This is a genomic window from Rhodococcus parequi (assembly GCF_046042785.1).
Taxonomy (GTDB): Bacteria; Actinomycetota; Actinomycetes; order Mycobacteriales; family Mycobacteriaceae; genus Prescottella; species Prescottella parequi.
In genome coordinates, this window is record NZ_JBDLNV010000004.1 from 526711 (window position 1) to 548929 (window position 22219).

The following is a 22219-nucleotide window of genomic DNA, read 5'->3' on the forward strand; positions in this document are numbered from 1 at the left end:
TTAGGGTGGGAGGGCGCGCGGAGACGCCTGTCTCCGCCGCGCCGGAGCGAGAGGGAGGTTTCGACGGATGGCGGCGCTACTGAGGTCGCATCGACGCCGGGCAGGCCTGACGTTGGAGGCGTTGGCCGAGGACACCGGCCTGACCAAGAGCTACCTGTCGAAGATCGAGCGGGGAATCAGCACGCCCTCGATCGCGGTGGCACTCAAGATCGCCCGCGCCCTGGACGCCGACGTCAGCCAACTGTTCTCCGACACCCCCGACAACAGCGTGATGGCGATCGAGCGGTGCGACGAGCGCGCGCAGGTCGACGACGGCGACGACGGCGCGGTCTACGATGCGATCGCCACCCGCATGATCGGTAAATCGATGCAGCCGTTCATCGTTCATCCGACAACACAGGCCCGATCCGACTACATGGAGCACCCCGGCGAGGAGTTCGTGTTCGTCAAGGAGGGCACGGTCGAGGTGAGCATCCCCAATCAGGTCATCACCCTCGACGCGGGCGACAGCCTCTACTTCGACGCGAACACGCCCCATCGTGTCCGATCCGTGTCGCCGTCGCGAGCAGTCCTGGTGGTGGTCGTCCACGACCGGGACGGCAGTTCCACGCCGTAGACGCACGCGCCGCCGAACCGGATCCGGTGGTGAAAGCATCTCCGCCTCCGGGGTCGGGTGCTACCACACCGAACTAGGATCGAAGTGTGGGAATGATCGATCTCAACAGTGATCTGGGCGAGAGCTTCGGCGCGTGGACCCTCGGCGACGACGCGGCGATGCTCGATCTCGTCACGAGCGCGAACGTCGCGGGCGGTTTCCACGCCGGCGATCCGGCGACCCTGCTGCGCACCTGTCGGGACGCGACGGAGCGCGACGTGCGGATCGGCGCCCAGGTCGGCTACCGCGATCTCGCCGGGTTCGGGCGCCGCTTCATCGACGTCGCCGCCGCCGACCTCACCGCGGACGTGATCTACCAGGTCGGCGCCCTCGACGCCCTCGCCCGCACCGCGGGATCCGGCGTCACGTACGTCAAACCGCACGGCGCGCTGTACAACGCGATCGTCCACCACCGCGATCAGGCGCGGGCCGTCGTCGACGCGGTGCGTGCGGTGAACCCGTCGCTGCCGGTGCTCGGACTGCCCGGGTCGGTGTTCCTCGAGGAGGCGGAGAAGGCCGGTCTCCGCGTGGTCACCGAGGCCTTCGCCGACCGCGCCTACACCCCGGAGGGCACCCTCGTCCCACGGACCGAACCCGGTGCCGTCGTGCACGATCCGGACGTCGTGGCGCAGCGGGTGCTGCAACTCGTCACCACGGGCACGATCGAGGCGATCGACGGCACCACGATCGTCGTTCCCGCGGAGACGATCTGCGTCCACGGCGATACACCCGCCGCGGTCGCGATGGCCGCGGCCATCCGAAAGATGCTCGACGCCGAGAAGATTCACGTGAAACCGTTCGTGTGATGCGCATCCTCGCCATGGGAGACAGCGCCCTGCTCGTCGAGTTCGACGGACTCGACGCGACACTCGCGCACTATCGCGGGCTGACCGCCGCCCGGCACCCGGCCGTCACCGACCTGGTGCCCGCGGCACGCACGGTGCTCGTGCGGTTCCACGGTGCCCGTCCCGATCGCATTGCCGCGTGGATACGTTCGAGCGCACCGATCGGTGCCGACGCACTGTCGCCCGCGGTTCCCGTCGAGATTGCGGTCCGCTACGACGGCCCGGACCTCGACGAGGTCGGCGAACTGACGGGCCTCGGCCCCGACGGCGTGATCGCCGCGCACACCGGACAGGCGTGGACCGTCTCGTTCGTCGGCTTCAGCCCCGGCTTCGGCTACCTCGTCGGGGAGGACGCGCGCCTGCACGTCCCCCGCCGGTCGTCGCCCCGCACCACTGTCCCGGCGGGCGCCGTCGGGCTGGCCGGAGAGTTCTCGGGGGTCTACCCGCGCAGCTCCCCCGGCGGCTGGCAGCTGATCGGCACCGCCGCCCAACCGATGTGGGACGTCGACCGGGACCCCCCGGCGCTGCTGCAACCGGGCACCGCCGTCACCTTCCGCGCCGTCTGATCCCCCCGCGTTTTGCGCACTTATCGCGCCTCCGCCCCCGGATCCTCGCGATAAGTGCGCAAAACGCGAGTCAGGCGCCGAGCGCGAAGGCGACGAGGAAGCCGAGCGCGGTGGACAGCCCCACCCACCAGCCGCCCTCCCGGTAGGCCTCGGGCATGAGCGAATCGGCGAGCACCGCGATGGTGGCGCCACCGGCGAAGGCCTGGATGACGGCGATGTCGCCGTCGGAGATGTTGTCGGAGATGGCATTCGCTCCGATCACCACCAGCACGAGGACGACCGCGGTGATCGCCCACACCCCGAACGCCCGCCGGGAGTTGAACCCGGGCTGCTTGCGCATCGACGCCGCGCCCGCGACCGACTCGGGGACGTTGCCGACCGCGACCGCCACCAGCAACACCACTCCCCCGCCCTCCATGAGCGAGACACCCAACGCGGTGTTCTCGGGGATGCCGTCGAGCAGCGCGCCGAGCATCAATGCCCACCCGAGTGCCGCAGGCCCCAGTTTGTTCTCGACCAGATGATCGGCCACCACGTACACCAGGGCGCCCGCCAGCAGGGCCGTCCCCGCGACCCACACACCCTCGATGGCGAACGCGGGCGCGAACAGTTCCGACGACACCGCCGCCACCATCGTGCCCGCACCGAATGCCATGAGCGCGGCCAACAGTGGCCGGGGCAGGTTGTAGCGCAGCCCCACCCACGCACCGAACAACAACGGCAGTGCCGTTCCCAGACCGTACAGTGCAGCTGTCAGCATCGATCGATCGTAATGAGCGCCGCCGCCGATGGGCGACAATCGACGCATGGCATGGCTCGAAGTCCTGCGCGCCGGCGCACGCACCACCGTCCAGGACCGCGGACGTCCAGGCCACGCCGCGCTCGGTGTCGGGACCTCCGGTGCCGCCGACGTCGTCGCCCACGACGGTGCGAACCGTCTCGTCGGCAACATCGCCGCCGCCGCGACGCTCGAGGTGACGCTCGGCGGACTGCGGGCACGCGTGCACGGCGCCGCCACCATCGCCGTCACGGGTGCGACGATGCCGCTCACCGTGAACGGCGAACCGCGACCGCGGTACTCGACGCTCCACCTCCGCGACGGTGACGAGATCGTGCTCGGCGTCGCGACGACGGGACTGCGCGCCTACCTCGCGGTCCGCGGCGGCATCGACGTTCCCCCCGTTCTGGGCAGCCGCGCGACCGACACGCTGTCGGGGATCGGCCCCGACCCGATCCGTGACGGGGACCGGCTGCCCGTCGGCGATCTGTGTGCCGACCTGCCCGCAGAGGACCTCATCCCGCCCCCGCCCGCGCCGAATGATCCCGTCGAACTCCGGGTGCGGATGGGACCGCGCGACGACTGGTTCACGCCGGCCTCGCACGCCGCGCTCGTGGAACGGACGTGGACAGTGAGCACCGACACCGACCGCGTCGGCGCCCGCCTGGACGGAGCAGGCCCGCTACACCGCAGCCGCCACGGCGAGTTGCCGAGCGAAGGCATGGTCACCGGGGCCCTGCAGGTACCGCCGAACGGCATGCCCGTGCTGTTCCTCGCCGACCACCCGGTGACCGGCGGGTACCCGGTGATCGCCGTCGTCCTGGAAGACGACATCCCGGCCGCAGCTCAGCTGCGACCGGGATGTCGGATCAGATTCCGGAAGGTGATCTGACGATCAGCCTCGGCGCTGACGCGCGATCTCGGAGAGCACGACGCCCGCGGCGACGGACGCGTTGAGCGACTCCACCTCACCGGACATCGGGATGCTGAGGATCGAATCGCACGTCTCGCGGACCAGGCGCGAGAGGCCCTTGCCCTCGGAGCCGACGACGATCACGACGGGGCCGGTGCCCTCGTAGTTGTCGAGGGTGGTGTCGCCGCCCGCGTCGAGGCCGACAACCTGAACACCCTTCGCCTGCCAATCCTTGAGCGTACGAGTCAGATTGGTCGCGCGCGCGACGGGCAGACGAGCCGCGGCACCGGCGCTGGTGCGCCAGGCGACGGCCGAGACGCTGGCGCTACGACGCTGCGGGATCACCACGCCGTGGCCCCCGAAAGCCGCCACCGACCGCACCACGGCGCCGAGATTGCGCGGATCGGTGATGTTGTCGAGCGCCACCAGCAGCGCCGGCTCCTGGCGGGTACGGGCCGCGGTCAACAGATCGTCCGGATGCGCGTACTTGTACGGCGGCACCTGCAGGCCGATGCCCTGGTGCAGCCCGTTGGCGCTCATGCGGTCCAGGTCGGTGCGCGGAACCTCGAGGATCGAGATGCCCTCGTCCGCAGCCCGCTGCACCGCCTCCTTGAGCCGGTCATCGGACTCCGCCCCCACCGCGACGTACAGCGCCGTCGCGGGCACGCCCGCGCGCAGGCACTCGACGACCGGGTTGCGGCCCAGCACCATCTCGGGACCGTCCTCGGCTTTACGGCCGGCCGGCACACGACCGCCGCCGGGGCGACCGGTGGGGCGCTGCTGGGCGGCCTTCGCCGCGGCCCGGGCGCGCTTCGCGGCGGGGTGCTTGGTGCGCGCCTCCGCGGGAGGAGTGGCGCCACGGCCCTCGAGTCCCCGGCGGTGCTTGCCACCGGACCCGCTGACCTGCCCCTTCTTGGTGCCGTCCTTGCGGATCGCGCCGCGCCTGCTCGAATTTCCAGCCATCACTGTCCCGATTCGTTAGAAGCTTGCTTGAGGGCCCACGCGGCCCCGTTCGCGGTGTCCGTGACCTCGACGCCCGCCGCGGCCAACCGGTCGCGGACCTCGTCGGCCACCGCCCAGTTCTTGTCGGCCCGCGCCTGCTGGCGCCGGTCGAGTTCGGCCTGCACGAGCACATCGAGCGCGCCCATGGCGGCCGTGTCGTCCGATGCGGCGGTCCACTGCTCGTTCAGCGGATCGACGCCCAGGATCCCCAGCATCGCGCGGACCTGTCCCGCGAGCGCCCGCGCCCCGTCCGCATCGCCGGACTCGAGCGCGATGTTGCCCTCACGCACCCGGCCGTGGATCTCCGCAAGCGCCGCCGGCACGTTCAGGTCGTCGTCGAGCGCGGCCGCGAACTCCTCGGTCCACTTGCCGACCTGGACGTCGCCGGCCCGTTCGACCGTCCGCTGCACGAACGACTCGCAACGCCGGTACCCCGCGGCGGCCTCCTGCAGCGCCTCCTCGGAGTACTCGAGCATCGACCGGTAGTGGGCACTGCCGAGGTAGTACCGAAGTTCCTGCGGGCGAACGATTTTGAGCACGTTCGGCACCGACAGCACGTTGCCGAGCGACTTCGACATCTTCTCGCCCGACTTGGTGACCCAGCCGTTGTGCAGCCAGTACTGCGCGAAGTCGTCGCCCGCGCACTTGGCCTGCGCGATCTCGTTCTCGTGATGAGGGAAGACGAGATCCAGTCCGCCGCAATGGATATCGAACGCCTGCCCGAGGTAGAACACCGCCATCGCGGAGCACTCGAGATGCCATCCCGGCCGGCCCGGACCCCACGGCGTGGGCCACGACGGCTCGCCCGGCTTCGCGGCCTTCCACAAGGTGAAGTCCCGCGGATCCCGTTTGCCCGCACCGGCACTCTCGCCCTGGTGGACGTCGTCGAGCTTGTGCCCGGACAGCCGGCCGTACTCGGGGAAACTGCGGACGTCGAAGTAGACGTCGCCGCCGGACGCGTACGCGTGCCCGTTGTCGATGAGCCGCTGCATCATCTCGACCATCTGCGTGACGTGCCCGGTCGCGCGCGGTTCCACCGACGGTGGCAGCACACCGAGCTGCCGGTACGCCCAGTCGAACGAACGCTCGAACGTCGCGGCCCACTCCCACCACGGGCGGCCTGCCTCGGCGGCCTTGTTGAGGATCTTGTCGTCGATGTCGGTGACGTTCCGCACGAACGCGACGTCGTAGTCGTGCGCGAGCAGCCAGCGGCGCAGCACGTCGAAGGCGACGCCGCTGCGGACGTGGCCGATGTGGGGTTCGCCCTGGACGGTGGCGCCACACAGGTACACCGAGGCATGTCCGGGGGTCAGCGGGACGAAGTCACGCGGAGCCCGTGTCACGGTGTCGTATAGGCGCAGGGTCACGACGAGCGATTCTACCGGGCGCTATCAGCGGGGATGATCAGCGCGGTCGCCACCGCGGCAATGCCCTCACCGCGACCGGTGAGCCCGAGGCCGTCGGTGGTCGTCGCCGATACCGAGACCGGTGCGCCGAGGACGTCGCCGAGGACCCGCTGGGCCTCCTCGCGCCGTGGACCGATCTTCGGCCGGTTGCCGATCACCTGGACCGATGCGTTGCCGACGGAGTAGCCGGCGTCGCCGAGCAGACGCCGGACTTCTGTGAGCATTCGCACGCCGGACACCCCGTCCCACTCGGGTCGACCGGTACCGAACACCGAACCGAGATCGCCCAGGCCCGCCGCCGACAGCAGTGCATCGCACAGCGCGTGGGCGGCGACGTCGCCGTCCGAGTGCCCGGCGCAGCCGTCGGCGTCCTCGAACAGCAGCCCGGCCATCCAGCACGGACGGCCCACCTCGATCGGATGGACATCGGTGCCGATTCCGACTCGCACGCTCTCGAGCTCCTTACTCGGGACCGGCCTGCCCGAGCAGTACCCGGGCCAGCGCGAGGTCCCACGGTGTCGTGATCTTGAATGCCTCGGGTTCGCCGACGATGGTGCGGACCTGTTCGCCCAGCCGCTCGACGAGGCCCGCGTCGTCGGTCGCATCGCCGTTGACGTCCCGGTATGCACGACGCAGCAGGTCGGCGTCGAAGCCCTGCGGGGTCTGCACCGCCCGCAACTCCGAACGCGGCGGGGTACCCGTCACGGTGCCGAGCACGTCGACGGTCTTGATGGTGTCGCTGACAGGCAGTACCGGCACCACAGCGGTGCGTCCGGCCTGCAATTCCGCGACCACGCGCGCGATCAGCGACGGCGGGGTCAACGCCCGCGCGGCGTCGTGCACCAGCACCAGGGCGGCGTCGGGCGCCGCGGCCAGACCCGCACGGACCGAATCCGCGCGCTCCTCACCGCCGACGACCACGAGAACCCCGTCTGGCAGGTCTGCTCGGGCGGCCTCGACGAGCGCGTCCGGCACGATCACCACGACGGTGTCGACGACGCCCGAACCGAGGAGCCCGTCGACGGCACGGCGCAGCATGCTGCGCCCGCCGAGCTCGACGAACGCCTTCGGAACGGGCTCACCCAGCCGGACTCCGCGCCCGGCTGCAGGGACCAGCGCGACGACCGGTCCCTCGTTGCCACTCACTGTCAGGACGCTGCGGCCAGAACCTCGTCGAGGATGATGTCTGCCTTGGCGGCGTCGGTGCCTTCCGCCAGGGCGAGCTCACCCACGAGGATCTGACGAGCCTTGGCCAGCATCCGCTTCTCGCCGGCGGACAGGCCGCGATCCTGCTCGCGCCGCCACAGGTCACGCACGACCTCGGCGACCTTGTTCACATCACCCGAAGCCAGCTTCTCCAGGTTCGCCTTGTAACGGCGAGACCAGTTCGTCGGCTCTTCGGTGTGCGGCGCACGAAGCACCTGGAACACCTTGTCGAGACCCTCCTGGCCGACCACGTCACGCACACCGACGTACTCGGCGTTGTCCGCGGGAACGCGGACGGTGAGATCACCCTGCGCGACCTTGAGAACGAGGTATTCCTTCTGTTCACCCTTGATGGTGCGGGTTTCGATCGCCTCGATCAACGCCGCTCCGTGATGGGGGTATACGACGGTGTCTCCGACCTTGAAAATCATCTGTCCCGTGCCCCTTTCGATCTTCCGAGTTTAACACGTGACCAAACGATCGTCCCATCAACGACGCAGGTCAGGGGCATCGTTACCTGATCTTAGGGCTTGACAGAGTGCTCCAACCGTGCATTTCGACCCCCTCCGGAGACCCCTCCCGGGGACCCCCGCGGACGCCCGATCCTGTACTCCGCCAACCGTTGCGCGCCCGATACGACCTCGTAACGAGTACCCAGCGTGCGGCGCCTCGAGGCTGACTACTACTCTGCCTAGTGGATTGTGAACCTGACCCATGGAGGACAACCCGTGACTGCTCTCACTGCGTCGCCGACTCGCCGAGTCATGGCGGCCGTCGCCCTCGCCGCCGGCGCGACGCTCATGCTGTCCGCGTGCGGGGCGGGTCAGATCTCGCAGACCGCGACCCAGGTCGCCGCCATCAACGGCAACCAGGCCACGAGCGGCGACATCGCGCTGCGCAACGTGCACGTGGTCTACCCGAACTCCGAGGAGTTCAGCATCGAGCCCGGTGGCGACGCCCAGCTCGCTTTCACCGCCGTCAACCTCAGCGAGTCGAAGTCGGACCGCCTGAAGGACATCAAGACGGACTTCGCCGGCTCGGTGAAGATCGACGAGAAGGACGGCACCCGCGAGGTCAAGCCGCAGTCGGCCCTCGGTGCGGGCAACCCGGACGTCTCGGTGCCCGAACAGGCCCCCGAGCACGTCAGCCTGATCGACGTCACCCTCGAGGACATCCGTGAGGGCGTCCGCCCCGGCCTGACCTTCCCGGTCATCTTCACGTTCGAGAACGCCGGCGACATCGTCGTCCAGGTTCCGGTCGACGCCGGCCCGACGACCGAGCGCCACGAGTCGGAGAAGTCCCCCGACGTGGCCGAGGGTCACTGATCCCCCGCACGTGACGGAAAGGCCCGGGCGACACTGTCGCCCGGGCCTTTCTGTCTGTGGCAGCCACTAGGATTCGCGGGTGGCCAAACCCAAATCCAGCTTCAGGTGTTCGTCGTGCCAGCACACGGTGGCCAAGTGGGTCGGCCGCTGCCCGGAGTGCGGAACGTGGGGCTCGATGGACGAGGCCCCGGTCCTCGCCGCGGTGGCGTCCCGCCCCGGAGCCTCGCTGGCCCGGGCCGGCGCGGCCGCGCTGCTCCCGTCCACCCCCGCGACACCCATCACACAGATCGACGGCAGGACGACCCGGGCCAAGGCGACCGGGGTCGACGAACTCGACCGCGTGCTCGGCGGCGGTGTCGTGCCCGGGTCGGTGGTGCTGCTCGCCGGTGAACCGGGAGTCGGCAAGTCGACGCTGCTGCTCGAGGTCGTGCACCGGTGGGCCACCCGCAGCGCCGACGACCGTGCGCTCTACGTCACCGGCGAGGAGTCGGCCGGACAGGTGCGCCTGCGTGCGGACCGCACCGGTGCCGTGCACGAACGGGTGTATCTCGCCGCCGAGTCCGATCTCGCGACGGTCCTCGGTCACGTCGAACAGGTCCGCCCGACGCTCCTGATCGTCGACTCGGTGCAGACCATGCTCGCGGCCGATGTCGACGGCGTCGTCGGTGGCGTCACCCAGGTACGCGCGATCACCAGCGCACTGACGTCGCTCGCGAAGGCCAGCGGCGTGCCGGTGCTGCTCATCGGCCACGTCACCAAGGACGGCGCGGTCGCCGGTCCGCGGTCGCTCGAGCACCTCGTCGACGTCGTGCTGCACTTCGAGGGCGACAAGCACTCCACCCTGCGCATGATCCGCGGCATCAAGAACCGGTTCGGTGCGGCCGACGAGGTGGGCTGCTTCGAGCTGCGCGAGGACGGCATCGTCGGCGTCAGCGACCCGTCCGGCCTGTTCCTGCACCACCGGCTGGACGAGGTGCCCGGCACCGCCGTCACCGTCACGATGGACGGCAAACGGCCCCTGCTCGGCGAGGTGCAGGCGCTCGTGGCGCCCACCCAGAATCCGTCTCCGCGACGGGCGGTGAGTGGGCTCGACTCGGCGCGCGTGTCGATGGTGCTGGCCGTCCTCGAGCGACGGCACTCGATCAAACTGTCCGACAAGGAGGTCTACGCCGCGACGGTCGGCGGTATGCGGATGACGGATCCGGCGTGCGACCTCGCGCTCGCGATCGCGGTGGCGTCGGGCAGCAAGGACCGGCCGATCCCCGCCGGCACCGTCGTGCTGGGCGAGGTCGGCCTGGCCGGTGAGGTCCGCCGGGTCAGCGGCGTTGCCCGTCGGGTCGCCGAGGCCGCGCGCCTGGGGTTCACGCGCGCGGTGGTACCGGTCGACTCCGGCGATCTCCCCAAGGGCCTGCGCGCGATCGAGGTCGCGAACGTCGGAGATGCCTTGCGGGCGTTGAGTCTTCGCTGAGCGTCAGACCGCGGACGTACCGAACGGCGACGACGGTTCGCCGTCGACGAAGGCCGCGGTGGGCGCGAAGTGCTCCGGGTTGACGGTCAGGAACAGGCCCCGCGACGTCGCGACAGGGGTGTTCGGATCGGCTCCCGGTCCCTCGACGATGAACGCCTCGGACGTCGTGTAGGCCTTGCGGCGGACGGTGCCCTCGATACGTGCGCGGAACTCGAGGATCGAGCTGAGCGGGATGGGCCGGGCGAAGTCGATCTCGAGGTGCGCCGTGACGACCGGGCCGCCGAGCACCATGCACGCCATGCCCTGAACCTCGTCGAACGCGGTCGACAGGATGCCGCCGTGGATCACGCCCGGGCCACCCTGGTAGCGGTTGGCCACCTCGAGTCGGCCCGTGACGGCCAGCTCCTCACCGGCCTGGAAGCTCATCGCCATACCGGCGGGCTGATCGTCGCCGCAGCCGAAGCACTTGGACCAGTGCTGCGGGAGGGGTTCCCCGGGAGCGGGGTACCAGTCCGGCACCTCCGGAAGAACGAGGTCATCGGGCAAGGTCCAAGTACTGCTCACAACTAGGTAATGTAGATGCGGCCCGACCGCGGCCCGAATGCGGCACGGCAAGATGTGACGTCGACCGCACCAGGGGGGAATCGCGATGAACGATGTGCCGGCGTCGACGGCCCCGCGCGACACGCGCGAGACCCTCGCCCGCCTCGCTCCCGGCACCGCCCTGCGGGACGGCCTCGAGCGGATCCTGCGGGGACGCACCGGCGCGCTGATCGTGCTCGGGTACGACGACGAGGTCGAGGAGCTGTGCGACGGCGGCTTCGAACTCGACGTCGACTTCGTTCCCACCCGCCTGCGGGAGCTGTCGAAGATGGACGGCGCCGTCGTGCTGTCCACCGACGGCACCCGCATCCTGCGCGCCAACGTGCAACTGGTTCCGGACCACCGGATCCCCACCGTCGAGTCCGGGACCCGGCACCGTGCCGCCGAGCGCACCGCGATCCAGACCGGATATCCGGTGGTGTCGGTGAGCCAGTCGATGAGCATCGTCAGCGTGTACGTCGGCGGGATCCGGCACGTCATCAACGCGTCGGAGACGATCCTGTCGCGCGCCAACCAGGCCGTCGCGACCCTCGAGCGGTACAAGTCCCGGCTCGACGAGGTCACCCGGCAGCTGTCGGTGGTCGAGATCGAGGACTTCGTGACACTGCGGGACGCGCTGACGGTGGTCCAGCGGCTCGAGATGGTGCGCCGCGTCTCGGTCGAAATCGAGCAGGACGTCCTCGAACTCGGCACCGACGGCCGACAGCTCGCGCTGCAGCTCGAGGAACTGGTCGGCGACAACGACGCCGTCCGGCAGCTCATGGTCCGCGACTATCTGGCCGGCAGCGAGCCTGCGTCCACGACGGCGGTGGACAGCACGCTGGCCGCACTCGACAAGCTCACCGACGTGGACCTGCTCGACCTCACCACCCTCGCCCGGGCGTTCGGGTATCCCGGCACGATCGAGGCCCTCGACGCGCCCATGAGCCCCCGCGGTTACCGCGTACTCACCCGGGTACCGCGCCTGCAGTTCATGCAGATTCATCGCCTCGTGAGCTCGTTCGGGACGCTGCAGGGACTACTGGCGGCGACCGCCGCGGACCTGCAGTCGGTGGACGGCATCGGCGGTCTGTGGGCCCGGCACATCCGGGAGGGCCTGTCGCGGCTCGCGGAGGCGTCGATCAACGGTCCGTACGACTAGTTCGACCGGCCGCCGTCAGTTCACGCGATGTTGAACGGCTCGGGGCTGCTCTTCAGCGAGCCCAGCTGCCCCACCACGGTGTATCCGCCGGGGGCGACCGCCTCACGCGGCGCCGTACAACCTGGCGCCGACGTCTTCGCCGACCACTTGACGGTGAACCGTGCCTGCCCGCCCGGCTCCAGCGTCCGGACCTCCGGCTCCGAGGACGGGAAGCAGTCGACGTTGGACCACAGGCGGTTCGCGCCGTCGAGCGAGTACACGAGCACCTGCTGCAGGCCCGACCCGAGGTCGCGCTCGCACGCGTTGGTGCCGATGTTCGTGATGGCGATCGTGAAGCCGGGCTCCTCGCCCGCCTTGTACTGCGGCTGATCCGGTGTCACCTTGAGCGCGAGCGACTGGTCGGCGCAATCCTTGGACGGGTTGGCCGCCGTGGTACTGCTCGCCGACGTCGTCGTGGAGGACGAACCGGCGTTCGAGGTTTCCGACGGGTCCGCGGATTCCGACGTCGCCGGCGGCTCGCTCGATTCCGTCAGCTCGGACGTGGCCGCGGCAGCGGTCGACTCGGAGTCGTCGTCCCCACCACCGATGGACAGGACGATCCAGACGATCAGCGCGAGCACCACGACGGCGGCGCCGATGGCGAGCGCCCGCCGACGCCAGTAGATCTCCGGGGGCAACGGTCCGTTCGGTTCAAGCACGAGTCAACCGTAATTGCCCCCGCCCGGTCCCCGCCTCAGCAGCCCCGGCGTGTCGCTCCACCGACGCTGCCGGACCGTGTATTAGGAGGTTCCGGCTGCCGTACCGGGGCCGTGCCGAGGGCCCGACGCAGACAACCCCGGAGCGGACGAACCACTCCGGGGTTGTTTCGACGGAAATGTCAGTCGACGGTCTCGCCGACGTCGCCGACGACGCTCTGCAGCTTGATGTCGCCCTCCGCGAGCTTGTACGTGACACCGACGATGGCGCACTTGCCGGCCTCGACGGCCTCGGAGATGATCCGCGACCGCTGCATCAGCAGCGACCCGGTCTCCACGACGTGGCGGCCCTCGAGCTCGTCGACCGTGGTCAGGCCCTCGCGGCGGCCCATCAGGATCGACGGCGAGACACGCTCGACGACGTCGCGGATGAAGCCGGCGGGAATGGCGCCGGTGTCGAGGGCGTCGAGGGAGGCCTTCACGGCGCCGCAGCTGTCGTGGCCGAACACGACGATCAGCGGAACGTCGAGGACCGCGACGGCGTACTCGATCGAGCCGAGAACCGCGCTGTCGATCACATGACCGGCGGTGCGGACGACGAACGTGTCGCCGAGGCCCTGGTCGAAGATGATCTCGGCGGCGACACGGGAGTCGCCGCAGCCGAAGATCACCGCGGTCGGATGCTGGGCGTCGACCAACTTCGCACGGTCGGCAATACCCTGGCTCGGATGCAGCGGGGTACCGCTGACGAAACGCTCGTTACCCTGCTTGAGGGCTTTCCAAGCGGAGATCGGGTTGGAATTGGGCATGAGGCAATTGTGCACCCTCCGCCGTCTGCCGTCTCGGTTGGACCGACGACGAAAGCTCGATAGTCAACGGAGAAGGGTGAGAGTTTCGGTGTCTTCGGCCTCGGTGGACAGTGCGGCGCTGCTGCGGTGGTACGACGAACAGGCGCGGGATCTGCCCTGGCGCCGCGACGGCGTCACCGCCTGGCACATCCTCATGAGCGAGATCATGCTGCAGCAGACGCCGGTGGTCCGCGTCGCCCCGATCTGGGAGGAGTGGGTGCGCCGCTGGCCGGTGCCGTCGCTGATGGCGGCGTCGAGCCAGGCCGACGTCCTGCGCGCGTGGGGCAAGCTCGGCTACCCGCGGCGGGCACTGCGCCTGCACGAGTGCGCGGGCGTGCTCGCGAGCGCGCACGGCGACGTGGTGCCGACCGACGTCGACGTTCTGTTGAGCCTCCCCGGCATCGGCGACTACACCGCCCGCGCGGTCGCGTGCTTCGCGTACGGGCAGCGGGTTCCCGTGGTGGACACCAATGTTCGACGCGTCGTCGCCCGCGCCGTTCACGGCCGGGCGGATCAGGGTAACCCGTCGGCCAAGCGCGACATGGCCGACGTCGACGCACTGCTGCCCCGCACTCGTGAGCGCGCCGCCCGATTCTCCGCCGCACTGATGGAACTCGGCGCGACCATCTGCACCGCCCGCACTCCCGACTGCGGCGGTTGCCCGCTGCCGCGGTGCGCCTGGGTGGAGGCGGGACGTCCCGCGTACACCGGCGAGCCCAGAAAGGTGCAGAAGTTCGCGGGCACCGATCGCCAGGTCCGCGGGAAGCTGATGGACGTACTCCGGGGCAGCAGCGGCCCGGTCGAGCGTGCACTACTCGACCTGGTGTGGCTCAGCGACCCGGGACAGCGCGACCGGGCCCTGGATTCACTGCTGGTCGACGGTCTGATCGAACAGACCGAGGACGGACTGTTCGCGCTGGCCGGCGAGGGCGGTCGCTGACCGCTGTCAGCCGAGCGAGGCGAGGAATTCCTCGACCGCGGCCCGGAACCGTTCGGGCTGGTCGTCGTGGACGAGATGACCTGCCTGTGCCACCCACACGTACCGGGCGTCGTGGCCCTCGAGCATCCGGCGCATCTGCCCCTCGGGGGTGATCGTGAACTCGCCCTCGATCAGCAGGGCGGGCGCCCGGACCGCGTCCCACTGCGCCCAGAAGTCGCGGGTGCCCCACTCCTCCGAGATGTCCCGGAACGTCTCGACGGTGCCGTGCAGATACCAGCCGTCGGGGCGCCGGTCGAACGAGTCGAGGAAGTAGCGGCCCGCGACCTCACCGAAGTACTCGAGCACCGACTCCTCGGTCGGGAACGGCTGCGGCCACGCAGAAACCATTGCCGCCCAATCCTGTGCGGTGCGACCACGGAAATCCGGTGCCATGTCCTCGATGACCAGGGCGCGAATCCGATCGGGGTGTGCGGCAGCGAAACACCACGCGTGCAGCGCGCCCATCGAATGCCCGATCACGGTGAGAGGCTCGTCCATTCCGTCGAGATCACCGAGCGCCGCGGCGAGGTCGTCGACGAACAACTCCGTCGTCGGCTCGCCGTCGATCGGACGCCCGTGCCCGGCCGCGTCGAACGTGTACACGTGGCCGTGCTCGCGCAGCCACGGAACATGCCGCGACCACGTCCGCGAACTGCCCATCAACCCGTGCAGGAGCAGTATCGGCCGCCCCGTCCCACCCTCGTCGTGCAACACGGGATCGACGGTAGCCGAACGTCCGCCGTCCGGGGACTGACATGCGCCCGCCCGGAGTACCCTCGCGGGCATGGCAGTCGTGAAGATCAACGCAATCGAGGTCCCGGAGGGCGCCGGCCCCGAACTGGAGAAGCGGTTCGCGAACCGCGCCCACGCGGTCGAGAACTCCCCCGGCTTTCTCGGGTTCCAGCTCCTGCGTCCGACCAAGGGCGAGGCCCGCTATTTCGTGGTGACGCAGTGGGAGTCGGACGAGGCGTTCCAGGCGTGGGCGAACGGCCCGGCCCGCGAGGCCCATGCCGGCGAGCGCGCGAAGCCCGTCGCGACGGGGGCCTCGCTGCTCGAGTTCGAGGTGGTCCTCGACGTGGCGGCGAAGTCCGAATCCTGACCCACCACACTCGGTTCGGACGCAGACAGCGTCGATAACGGACATAACGGTCACGGTGTCGGTCCTCCGATTGACACCGTGACCTGCGGGGTGCCAAAGTTCGCTCGACAGAGCGATGGAAGACGGTAATCCGGTGCCATTCCGGAGCGGTCGCGCCACTGTGATCGAGGGTCCGCCCTCGAAAGCCAGACACCCCGGCCATCGCATGGACCTAGCGGGACGCGTAATCCCCAGGAGGCACCGATGGCAATCGCCTATTCACCCGACAAGTCGGCCGATTCGGCCACTGTCGCACTCATCGCGGCAGCAGTAGTACTGCTCGCCATGCTCGCGCTCTACCTGGTCGGGTTCGACCAGGGCGCAATCTCCCGCAGCGGCATGTACATGCACGAATTGATGCACGACGGCCGACACCTGCTGGGCCTGCCGTGCCACTGAACACACTGACGCCCGTCACCGACAGCCTCAGGACCCTCCTTCTCCGCGGACTGCTGGCCGGCCTGATCGCCGGCCTGCTGGGCGGCGTCGTCGCATTCGCGCTCGGCGAGCCGCACGTACAGGCCGCGATCGAGATCGAGGAGTCCGCTGCCGCCCCGGTCGAGTCGGATCACGCTGCGGGCGAGACCGCCCCACACGGCCACGAGACGGAATCGACGGAGCCGGAGGGTCATTCACACGGCGACGACGCCCTTGTCAGCCGTACCGGTCAACGCGTGGGATTGTTCCTCGCCACCGGTCTCGCCGGGCTGGCGCTGGGGGCGATCTTCGCGGTAGTCGTGCACTACGCACGCCGGTTCACCACGATGGCGGGTACCCCCCTCGCCATCGTGGTGGCTGGATGCGGTTGGCTCGCAATCGAAGCCGTACCGTTCTTCAAGTACCCCGCCAACCCACCGGCGGTGGGCGACCCGGACACCATCAACGAGCGGACCCTGCTGTGGCTCGCCTCGGTGCTCCTCGGCCTGCTCGCCGTTGCAGCGGCCGTCTACGCCGGGCGTGCGCTGCGGGATCAGGGCCTGGTGACGACCCGTGTCATCGGACAGGTTGCCGCGTTCCTCGCGGTGGTCACCGTCGGCTACCTCGCGCTGCCCGGCATCGACGAGGTCGGTGAAGACTTCCCCGCCACGCTGCTGTGGCAGTTCCGTATCTCGTCGCTCGCCACCCAGGCAGCACTCTGGCTGGCACTGGGACTGGCGTTCGCGTTCCTCACCGAACGTGCTGGGCGGCGGGCGATCCGCTAGCTCAGACCGCGCACGAATCGTCGGTGCAGCCCTCGGCATCCCCGCCGGGGGCTGCACCCGCATCCATGCCTTCGGCGTCGGCGTCCTCGAGTGCCCGACGCAGCAACTCCGTGAAGACGTCCTGCGGCTGCGCGCCCGACACCGCCAGGCGGCGGTTCGCGACGAAGAAGGGCACGCCCGACACCCCGAGCTGTCCGGCCGCCGCGAGATCGGCCCGCACCAGGTCCGCGCCGGCATCGCCGTCGAGCGCCGCGGCCACCTCGTCGGCGTCCATCCCGACGCTCGCCGCGACCTCGACCAGGTCGGCGCGGTCGTCGATCACCTTCCCGTCAGAGAAGTGGGCGCGGAACAGCGCCTCCAGCAACGCGTCCCGCCGCTCCCCCGCCAGATGCAGCAGACGGTGCGCGTCGAACGTGTTGGCGGCGATCACCGTGTCGAAATCCATGGCCAGCCCGTCGGCCGCCGCCGTCGCGGCGACATGCTGGAACATCTGACGGACCTGGTCGGCGGGCATGCCCTTGTGCTCGACGAGAGCCTCGAGCTCGCCGCGTCGCGCCCCCACCGGGGTGTCCGGTGCGAGCTGGTACGAGCGCCACACCACCGACACCCGGTCTCGCTGCGGGAACCGGTCCAACGCCGCCGTGAAGCGGCGCTTCCCGATGTAGCACCACGGGCAGGCGATGTCCGACCACACCTCGATCAGGGCGGTCGGCGCGGCGGACTCGGACTCGGCGGTCACGGCGCCGACATTGCTCTCGATGGTCACGAGGCATTCGAACACACGGTGGGCGCGTCTTGTTCCGCGCCCACCGCCGGACCCGGTCAGCCCCGTTCGAGTTCCCGTCGCAGAACGCGCTTGAGGATCTTTCCCGTGCTGCTCCTCGGCAACCCCGCGGGCCCCTTCGCGATGACGAGGCGCTGCGGTGTCTCGCCCGGATCGATACCGCGATCCTCGAGGAACCGCCCGATCTCCTCGAGGCTGATGGCGGCCCCCGGCAGGCACGACACGACCGCGACCACCTGCTCACCCAACCGGCCGTCGGGGCAGCCGACCACCGCCACGTCCGACACCGCCGGATGCTCGGCGATCAGCGCCTCCAGATCGACCGACCCGATTCGCACCCCGTTGCGGCGAATGATGTCCGACGCCCGGTCGACGAAACGCAGGTACGCGTCGTCGGGCCCGTCGATCACGAACAGATCGCCGGTCATCAGGAAACCGTCCGCATCGAACGGGTCACGGTCACGGGCGGGATTGAGGTAGCCGGAGAATACCGTCGGACCCTTTACTCGCAGCTCACCCAGTACGCCGGGCTCGGTGATCTCGGCACCGGTCTGCTGATCCACCAACTTCAGCACGGACCCTCCGCCCGAGCGCGGATACAGCAGCGAGTGCGGCCGCTCCACCGAGCGCGCGGCCGGGTCCGACCGCAGGCTCACCCCTTCGATGGTGCCGAAGAAGTTCACCAGGTCGACGCCGTGCCGCTCCCGCCAGCGCTGGACGGTCTCCGGGGTCAGGTGTCCCGCGCCCACCCCCACCCGGGTGAGGGTGGACAGGTCGACCGCCCCGCCCTCCCGCAGTTCCACGGCTGCGAGCATCGACGGTCGTCCGGCCGTGTACGTGACCTTCTCGTCGGCGATCTGGCGCAGGAACACATCCAGCCGGAACGGCTGGTGCTGGACCAGGACGCACCCGGTCGACAGCCACGGCAGCATCGTCCCGATGATCCCCGCGGCGGTCGTCATCGGGAACGGATTGAGAACGACGTCGCCGGCGGTGAGACCGGCCGCCTCGACGACGCCGCGCGCGTGGGCGAGGGACTCACAGTGAGCGTGCGGAACCCCCTTGGGGAGACCCTCCGTACCGGAGGTCCAGCAGATCGCGATGCAGTCGTCGATCGCAACGTCGGTGGCGGCGACATGCGCGGCGACCTCGGCCGCGTCCGCGGCGGTCGGCACGCCGTGACCGATCCGGACGACGCCGTCCGGTACGCCGACGCCGTAGGAGAGCACCGTCCGCAGTGTCGGAATCTGCGTCCGCACCGAGACCACCTGTTCGGCAACGTGATTGGAACCGATCCTGGACGCGGTGACGAAGGCGCTCACGCAGGATTCGTTGCAGACCTCGACGATCTCGGGTTCAGTCGAGTGAACGGCCAGCAGGGACACGATCGCCCCGATCCGCCAGGCAGCCAGAACGACGGTGATCTGCTCGATGGTGTTGGGCAGCTGGACGCCGATCACCTCACCGGCACGGACATCGGCGTGCAGCAGCAACGCCGCGAGTCGGTCGACCTCGCCGTCCAACTCGGCCCAGGTGATCCGGCCGGGAACCCCGTCCACGTAGTCGGACTTGTCCACGGGGTCGACGATCGCGAGCTGGGTTCCGCGTTCGCGCACCCTGTCTGCCAGTAACTGCTGGACGGTGTCCCGGGTCCAGACACCGGATTTGGTGTACTCGTCGATGCGGATCTGAGGGTGAATCTTCAGGCTCCCCATGTGCCCTCCCTGGTCTCGCGATCCGACGTCCCCGACAGCCGCCACTCCACTGAATGTGTGATCTAGGTCACTAGATTTATCACGGTCCAGTTACTTGCGCGAGTCGCGGACCATCCGATAGCGCACGACCTGCGGAAATCAGACGAACCCCACCTTTCCCGGGCGAGCGTCCAGGTCAGACGACCAAGCCCGCCCGGTAGGCCTGGAGCGCGGCCTCGACCCGATTGCGCACCCCGAGCTTGTCGAAGATCGCCGACACGTGCGACTTCACCGTCGTCTCCCCCAGGAACAGCCGGCGGCCGATATCGGCATTGGACTCCCCCTCCGCCAGCACGGTGAGGACTTCACGCTCACGCTCGGTGAGCCTGCTCAGATCCGGGCCCGCAGCCTGCGTCGCACTACCCACCCCGCCGCCCTCGGAAACTATGCGCCGCAACGCTTCCGGACTGAACAGGGTGTTTCCCGATGCCACCACCCGAACCGACTGATGGAACGTGAGCGGTGCCTCGTCCTTGCTCAGGAAGCTGTGTGCACCGGCCGCGACCGCCTGCACCACGAGATCGTCCACGTCCATCGCGGTCATCGCGATGACCTTCGGCGGCGACTCCAGCTCCATCAGGCTGCGCGTCGCCTCGAGACCTCCGGTCCGGCGCATCTTCAGATCCATCAGCACGACGTGCGGCCGGAGCGACGCGACGGCGCCCGGAACTTCGTCGCCGTCACCGACGCACCCCACGACCACGATGTCGTGTGCAGGCTCGAGAATGTCTGCTACCCCCCGTCGAACGAACGGATCGTCGTCGACGATCAGAACGGTGATTCCCCCAAGGTCTTCCATAATGTCGACAGATTAGCCGCCGACACCGACAAACCCGACCGATCAGGCGGTCCACGGGATCCAGCAACTCACCACGAACTCCGACTCGAGCCGCCCCGCCTCGAAGCTCCCGCCGATCTCGCGCGCCTGTTCCGCCAGACCCCTCAACCCTGCCCGTGACCCGACCCCCGCCTCGCTGGACTTGCCGCTCAACAGGTTCCGTACCAGGATTCGGATTCCCCGCTCGGGTGCACCGTCGAGCGAAATCGCGACGACCTGATCCGCCGCATACTTCTGCGCATTGGTCAGCGACTCCTGCACCACCCGGAAGCAGACGTGTCCGGAGAGCACGCCCACGTCCCCCGGTGCCAGGTCGGTGGACAGCGTGCAGTGCATCCCGGCGGCGCGTGCCGACTGGACCAGTTGGGGCACGGCGTCGATGCCCTGGTGCCGCGCCGCATCCGGCGACCCGCCGGTGCCGCGGAGCACCCCCACGATGCTCTTGAGGTTGTCGAGCGATTCGTGCGCTGTGGCCCGGATCTGCGCCGCCGAGTTGACGACCTTCTCCGGGTCGTCGGCGGCATTGACCTGCAGCGCGCCCGCGAACAGCGAGATGCGGCTCAGACCGGCGGCCAGGGTGTCGTGCATGTCCCGCGCGATGCGGGTGCGTTCCTCGGCCCGGATCATCTCGTCGCGCATTACGTCGCTCCGCTCCGTCGCCGCGTCCCGCACCTGCTCCGCCTCCACCAGCGCGCTGCGCGTCCGGATCAACGTCGCCGACGCCAGTACCAGCCCGACGAGGACCGCCGCCACCAGCAACGGGATCCACGCGGCGACGACGTACTGATGCATCTGGCTGCCGTCCTCGGGTTTCGCCGATCCGATGGTCAGGACCGAGTAGTCCCGCAGGCGGTGCGCGTCGTACAGAAGCGATACCGCACAGGCCACCCAGACAGCGACTGCCGCACCGGCCAACCGGTATCCGCGCGCGGACCGCGCCACCGCGAAGAGCGCGAAGAGCGCTGCCGTGGCGTCGGTCTCGAACAGGATCGGCCCCACCAGTGCGAGCGCCAGCACGAGCCACGGCCGCTCGTGCCGCCACACCAGTGCCGCGGCGGCGACGAGATTGAGTGCCAGTCCGATCGAGTGGTTCCAGGCCGGCGTGTTCGCGGACGTCGACGCGAGGCCCACCGTCAGGAGCGAGCAGAACGCGCTGAAGGACACCGCGAGAACGGTCCAGACTCGACGCCGGATCCCCACGGCTCTCTCGGAATTCACGAGAAGGACGGTACGCAACTTCACCGACATCGGGACATCCGACGAACGTCGGATCGTCGGACGTCCGGGACGGTACGAAATGAGGAGCCGACTCCTCCCCGGGGAGGAAGACGGCGAAGGTGTCACTGCGGTGTGCTCGATGCAGATCGACGGTGCTCGGCCGCCCGGCAGCGCACCACGGACATCGAAAGGAAGCTCGGTGAGCGCTCCACAACAGTTCCCCCATCCGCAACAGCCCGGCTACGCGCCCCCACAAACTGCCCGCAAGAACTGGTTCGGTCGGCACAAGGTGCTGACGGGGCTCGGCGTGGCCGTCATCGCAATCATCGCCATCGTGGCCGCGACCGGCGGGTCGGACGGGCCCACGCAGGAGGCACGCGAGGCCGGTGCCGTCGTCGACCAGCCCTCGGACGCCCGGATCGGGACGCCCGTTCGCGACGGCAAGTTCGAGTTCGTCGTGCACGGTGTGGAGGCCGGAGTGCCCACCGTCGGGACCAACGAGTACCTCACCGAGAAGGCCCAGGGACAGTTCGTCCTCGTCCGAATGACCGTCCGCAACATCGGCGACCGCGAACAGAGCTTCACCACCTCCGCTCAGAAGCTGGTCGACGCACAGGGCCGGCAGTACTCGGTGGACGACATGGCCACCATCACCCTCGACCAGGGTGTGTCGTTCGAGCAGATCAATCCCGGCAACTCCCTGGACGCCACGATCGTGTTCGACGTACCGTCCGGCGTCGTCCCCGCGGTACTCGAAGTGCACGATTCCGTCTTCTCCGGCGGCGAATCGGTTCTGCTGCAGTAGTCGCGGGGCCCTCGGCTCAGGTCGCCGGCGCCCCGAGGCAGCCCTGGAGA

At 69.4% G+C, this 22219-nt stretch carries 26 protein-coding genes and 1 riboswitch; of the genes, 12 read left to right on the forward strand and 14 right to left on the reverse strand.

From position 1 onward, the window contains the following. The first annotated feature begins 67 nt into the window (after nt 1-67). The 3 genes from ABEU20_RS14155 to ABEU20_RS14165 all read left to right on the forward strand — a co-directional run bounded on the left by ABEU20_RS14155 (nt 68) and on the right by ABEU20_RS14165 (nt 2066). The gene (locus ABEU20_RS14155; RefSeq protein ID WP_420165036.1) at nt 68-616 is read left to right on the forward strand and encodes a helix-turn-helix domain-containing protein; all 549 of its coding nucleotides are present in this window, start codon (nt 68-70) and stop codon (nt 614-616) included. A gap of 86 nt (nt 617-702) precedes the next feature. Continuing rightward, nucleotides 703-1461, forward strand: coding sequence for a LamB/YcsF family protein (locus tag ABEU20_RS14160; RefSeq protein WP_420165037.1), 759 nt, complete (start codon nt 703-705; stop codon nt 1459-1461). Continuing rightward, nucleotides 1461-2066, forward strand: coding sequence for a 5-oxoprolinase subunit B family protein (locus ABEU20_RS14165; RefSeq protein ID WP_420165038.1), 606 nt, complete (start codon nt 1461-1463; stop codon nt 2064-2066). The genes ABEU20_RS14160 and ABEU20_RS14165 overlap by 1 nt, the downstream gene beginning before the upstream one ends. A gap of 70 nt (nt 2067-2136) precedes the next feature. Here ABEU20_RS14165 and ABEU20_RS14170 read toward each other — a convergent pair whose 3' ends face one another. After that, complete coding sequence (locus ABEU20_RS14170; protein WP_420165039.1) at nt 2137-2826, reverse strand: ZIP family metal transporter; 690 nt, start codon at nt 2824-2826, stop codon at nt 2137-2139. A 46-nt stretch (nt 2827-2872) separates the two neighbouring features. Between ABEU20_RS14170 and ABEU20_RS14175 the strand changes: the two genes are divergently transcribed. Further along, complete coding sequence (locus ABEU20_RS14175) at nt 2873-3736, forward strand: 5-oxoprolinase subunit C family protein (protein ID WP_420165040.1); 864 nt, start codon at nt 2873-2875, stop codon at nt 3734-3736. Nucleotides 3737-3739: 3 nt separating this feature from the next. On the opposite strand, the gene rlmB is transcribed toward ABEU20_RS14175, so the two are convergent. From rlmB to carD, 5 genes are read right to left on the reverse strand one after another with little or no spacing between them, the layout of a single operon-like run. Next, nucleotides 3740-4720 carry a 23S rRNA (guanosine(2251)-2'-O)-methyltransferase RlmB gene (gene rlmB, locus ABEU20_RS14180; RefSeq protein WP_420165041.1) on the reverse strand — a complete coding sequence of 327 codons (981 nt, stop codon included), beginning with the start codon at nt 4718-4720 and terminating at the stop codon, nt 3740-3742. Then, nucleotides 4720-6126: a cysteine--tRNA ligase gene (gene cysS, locus ABEU20_RS14185; protein ID WP_420165042.1), complete on the reverse strand. Its 1407-nt coding sequence runs from the start codon at nt 6124-6126 to the stop codon at nt 4720-4722. Before cysS ends, rlmB begins: the two co-directional genes overlap by 1 nt. An 11-nt stretch (nt 6127-6137) precedes the next feature. Then, nucleotides 6138-6614, reverse strand: coding sequence for a 2-C-methyl-D-erythritol 2,4-cyclodiphosphate synthase (ispF, locus tag ABEU20_RS14190; protein ID WP_420165043.1), 477 nt, complete (start codon nt 6612-6614; stop codon nt 6138-6140). Between the two features lie 13 nt (nt 6615-6627). Continuing rightward, nucleotides 6628-7311, reverse strand: a complete 684-nt coding sequence (gene ispD, locus ABEU20_RS14195; RefSeq protein ID WP_420165044.1) for a 2-C-methyl-D-erythritol 4-phosphate cytidylyltransferase — start codon at nt 7309-7311, stop codon at nt 6628-6630. A gap of 2 nt (nt 7312-7313) precedes the next feature. Beyond that, nucleotides 7314-7802 (reverse strand): RNA polymerase-binding transcription factor CarD, encoded by a 489-nt coding sequence (carD, locus tag ABEU20_RS14200; protein ID WP_107984697.1) that lies wholly within the window; start codon nt 7800-7802, stop codon nt 7314-7316. A 297-nt stretch (nt 7803-8099) separates the two neighbouring features. Here carD and ABEU20_RS14205 point away from each other — a divergent pair, with 297 nt between their 5' ends. Then, entirely contained in the window at nt 8100-8696 is a 597-nt protein-coding gene (locus tag ABEU20_RS14205; protein WP_420165045.1) for a copper chaperone PCu(A)C, read from the forward strand. 79 nt (nt 8697-8775) lie between these two features. Further along, nucleotides 8776-10164, forward strand: a complete 1389-nt coding sequence (gene radA, locus ABEU20_RS14210) for a DNA repair protein RadA (protein WP_420165046.1) — start codon at nt 8776-8778, stop codon at nt 10162-10164. Nucleotides 10165-10167: 3 nt separating this feature from the next. Here radA and ABEU20_RS14215 read toward each other — a convergent pair whose 3' ends face one another. Continuing rightward, nucleotides 10168-10728 (reverse strand): PaaI family thioesterase, encoded by a 561-nt coding sequence (locus ABEU20_RS14215; RefSeq protein ID WP_420165047.1) that lies wholly within the window; start codon nt 10726-10728, stop codon nt 10168-10170. An 85-nt stretch (nt 10729-10813) separates the two neighbouring features. Between ABEU20_RS14215 and disA the strand changes: the two genes are divergently transcribed. Then, nucleotides 10814-11908, forward strand: a complete 1095-nt coding sequence (gene disA / locus ABEU20_RS14220) for a DNA integrity scanning diadenylate cyclase DisA (RefSeq protein WP_420165048.1) — start codon at nt 10814-10816, stop codon at nt 11906-11908. 20 nt (nt 11909-11928) lie between these two features. On the opposite strand, the gene ABEU20_RS14225 is transcribed toward disA, so the two are convergent. Further along, on the reverse strand, nt 11929-12606 hold the full coding sequence (locus ABEU20_RS14225) for a hypothetical protein (protein WP_420165049.1): 678 nt from the start codon (nt 12604-12606) through the stop codon (nt 11929-11931). Between the two features lie 179 nt (nt 12607-12785). Beyond that, nucleotides 12786-13412: a carbonic anhydrase gene (locus ABEU20_RS14230; protein WP_420165050.1), complete on the reverse strand. Its 627-nt coding sequence runs from the start codon at nt 13410-13412 to the stop codon at nt 12786-12788. 88 nt (nt 13413-13500) lie between these two features. Between ABEU20_RS14230 and ABEU20_RS14235 the strand changes: the two genes are divergently transcribed. Next, complete coding sequence (locus ABEU20_RS14235) at nt 13501-14391, forward strand: HhH-GPD family protein (RefSeq protein WP_420165051.1); 891 nt, start codon at nt 13501-13503, stop codon at nt 14389-14391. A 6-nt stretch (nt 14392-14397) separates the two neighbouring features. Here the strand turns inward: ABEU20_RS14235 and ABEU20_RS14240 are convergent, their stop codons facing one another. Then, complete coding sequence (locus ABEU20_RS14240; RefSeq protein ID WP_420165052.1) at nt 14398-15144, reverse strand: alpha/beta fold hydrolase; 747 nt, start codon at nt 15142-15144, stop codon at nt 14398-14400. A gap of 70 nt (nt 15145-15214) precedes the next feature. Here ABEU20_RS14240 and mhuD point away from each other — a divergent pair, with 70 nt between their 5' ends. From mhuD to ABEU20_RS14255, 3 genes are all read left to right on the forward strand, one after another. Further along, nucleotides 15215-15529 (forward strand): mycobilin-forming heme oxygenase MhuD, encoded by a 315-nt coding sequence (mhuD, locus tag ABEU20_RS14245; protein WP_420165053.1) that lies wholly within the window; start codon nt 15215-15217, stop codon nt 15527-15529. Between the two features lie 79 nt (nt 15530-15608). After that, a riboswitch (cobalamin riboswitch) is annotated at nt 15609-15826 on the forward strand. A 27-nt stretch (nt 15827-15853) separates the two neighbouring features. Beyond that, nucleotides 15854-15967, forward strand: coding sequence for a CbtB domain-containing protein (locus tag ABEU20_RS24835; RefSeq protein ID WP_456300336.1), 114 nt, complete (start codon nt 15854-15856; stop codon nt 15965-15967). Then, nucleotides 15958-16770: a CbtA family protein gene (locus ABEU20_RS14255; RefSeq protein WP_420165055.1), complete on the forward strand. Its 813-nt coding sequence runs from the start codon at nt 15958-15960 to the stop codon at nt 16768-16770. Before ABEU20_RS24835 ends, ABEU20_RS14255 begins: the two co-directional genes overlap by 10 nt. Nucleotide 16771: 1 nt before the next feature. Here ABEU20_RS14255 and ABEU20_RS14260 read toward each other — a convergent pair whose 3' ends face one another. The 4 genes from ABEU20_RS14260 to ABEU20_RS14275 form a co-directional block, all read right to left on the reverse strand. Further along, complete coding sequence (locus ABEU20_RS14260; RefSeq protein ID WP_420165137.1) at nt 16772-17530, reverse strand: DsbA family oxidoreductase; 759 nt, start codon at nt 17528-17530, stop codon at nt 16772-16774. Nucleotides 17531-17592: 62 nt separating this feature from the next. Next, a complete protein-coding gene (locus ABEU20_RS14265) occupies nt 17593-19269 on the reverse strand; it encodes a class I adenylate-forming enzyme family protein (protein ID WP_420165056.1) in 1677 nt (558 codons plus the stop codon). Between the two features lie 175 nt (nt 19270-19444). Beyond that, a complete protein-coding gene (locus tag ABEU20_RS14270) occupies nt 19445-20107 on the reverse strand; it encodes a response regulator (RefSeq protein WP_420165057.1) in 663 nt (220 codons plus the stop codon). A 42-nt stretch (nt 20108-20149) separates the two neighbouring features. Then, entirely contained in the window at nt 20150-21394 is a 1245-nt protein-coding gene (locus ABEU20_RS14275; RefSeq protein WP_420165058.1) for a sensor histidine kinase, read from the reverse strand. Nucleotides 21395-21563: 169 nt separating this feature from the next. Here ABEU20_RS14275 and ABEU20_RS14280 point away from each other — a divergent pair, with 169 nt between their 5' ends. Beyond that, on the forward strand, nt 21564-22169 hold the full coding sequence (locus tag ABEU20_RS14280; protein WP_420165059.1) for a DUF4352 domain-containing protein: 606 nt from the start codon (nt 21564-21566) through the stop codon (nt 22167-22169). Nucleotides 22170-22219 lie beyond the last annotated feature (50 nt).

Bases quoted from the DNA above. Each gene is read 5' to 3' on its own strand.
- ABEU20_RS14170 (WP_420165039.1), bottom strand. From the start codon at position 2,826: ATGCTGACAGCTGCACTGTACGGTCTGGGAACGGCACTGCCGTTGTTG.
- ABEU20_RS14230 (WP_420165050.1), bottom strand. From the start codon at position 13,412: ATGCCCAATTCCAACCCGATCTCCGCTTGGAAAGCCCTCAAGCAGGGT.
- ABEU20_RS24835 (WP_456300336.1), top strand. From the start codon at position 15,854: ATGCTCGCGCTCTACCTGGTCGGGTTCGACCAGGGCGCAATCTCCCGC.
- ABEU20_RS14275 (WP_420165058.1), bottom strand. From the start codon at position 21,394: ATGTCGGTGAAGTTGCGTACCGTCCTTCTCGTGAATTCCGAGAGAGCC.
- ABEU20_RS14165 (WP_420165038.1), top strand. From the start codon at position 1,461: ATGCGCATCCTCGCCATGGGAGACAGCGCCCTGCTCGTCGAGTTCGAC.
- ABEU20_RS14265 (WP_420165056.1), bottom strand. From the start codon at position 19,269: ATGGGGAGCCTGAAGATTCACCCTCAGATCCGCATCGACGAGTACACC.
- mhuD (WP_420165053.1), top strand. From the start codon at position 15,215: ATGGCAGTCGTGAAGATCAACGCAATCGAGGTCCCGGAGGGCGCCGGC.
- rlmB (WP_420165041.1), bottom strand. From the start codon at position 4,720: ATGGCTGGAAATTCGAGCAGGCGCGGCGCGATCCGCAAGGACGGCACC.
- ABEU20_RS14175 (WP_420165040.1), top strand. From the start codon at position 2,873: ATGGCATGGCTCGAAGTCCTGCGCGCCGGCGCACGCACCACCGTCCAG.
- carD (WP_107984697.1), bottom strand. From the start codon at position 7,802: ATGATTTTCAAGGTCGGAGACACCGTCGTATACCCCCATCACGGAGCG.
- ABEU20_RS14155 (WP_420165036.1), top strand. From the start codon at position 68: ATGGCGGCGCTACTGAGGTCGCATCGACGCCGGGCAGGCCTGACGTTG.
- disA (WP_420165048.1), top strand. From the start codon at position 10,814: ATGAACGATGTGCCGGCGTCGACGGCCCCGCGCGACACGCGCGAGACC.
- ABEU20_RS14270 (WP_420165057.1), bottom strand. From the start codon at position 20,107: ATGGAAGACCTTGGGGGAATCACCGTTCTGATCGTCGACGACGATCCG.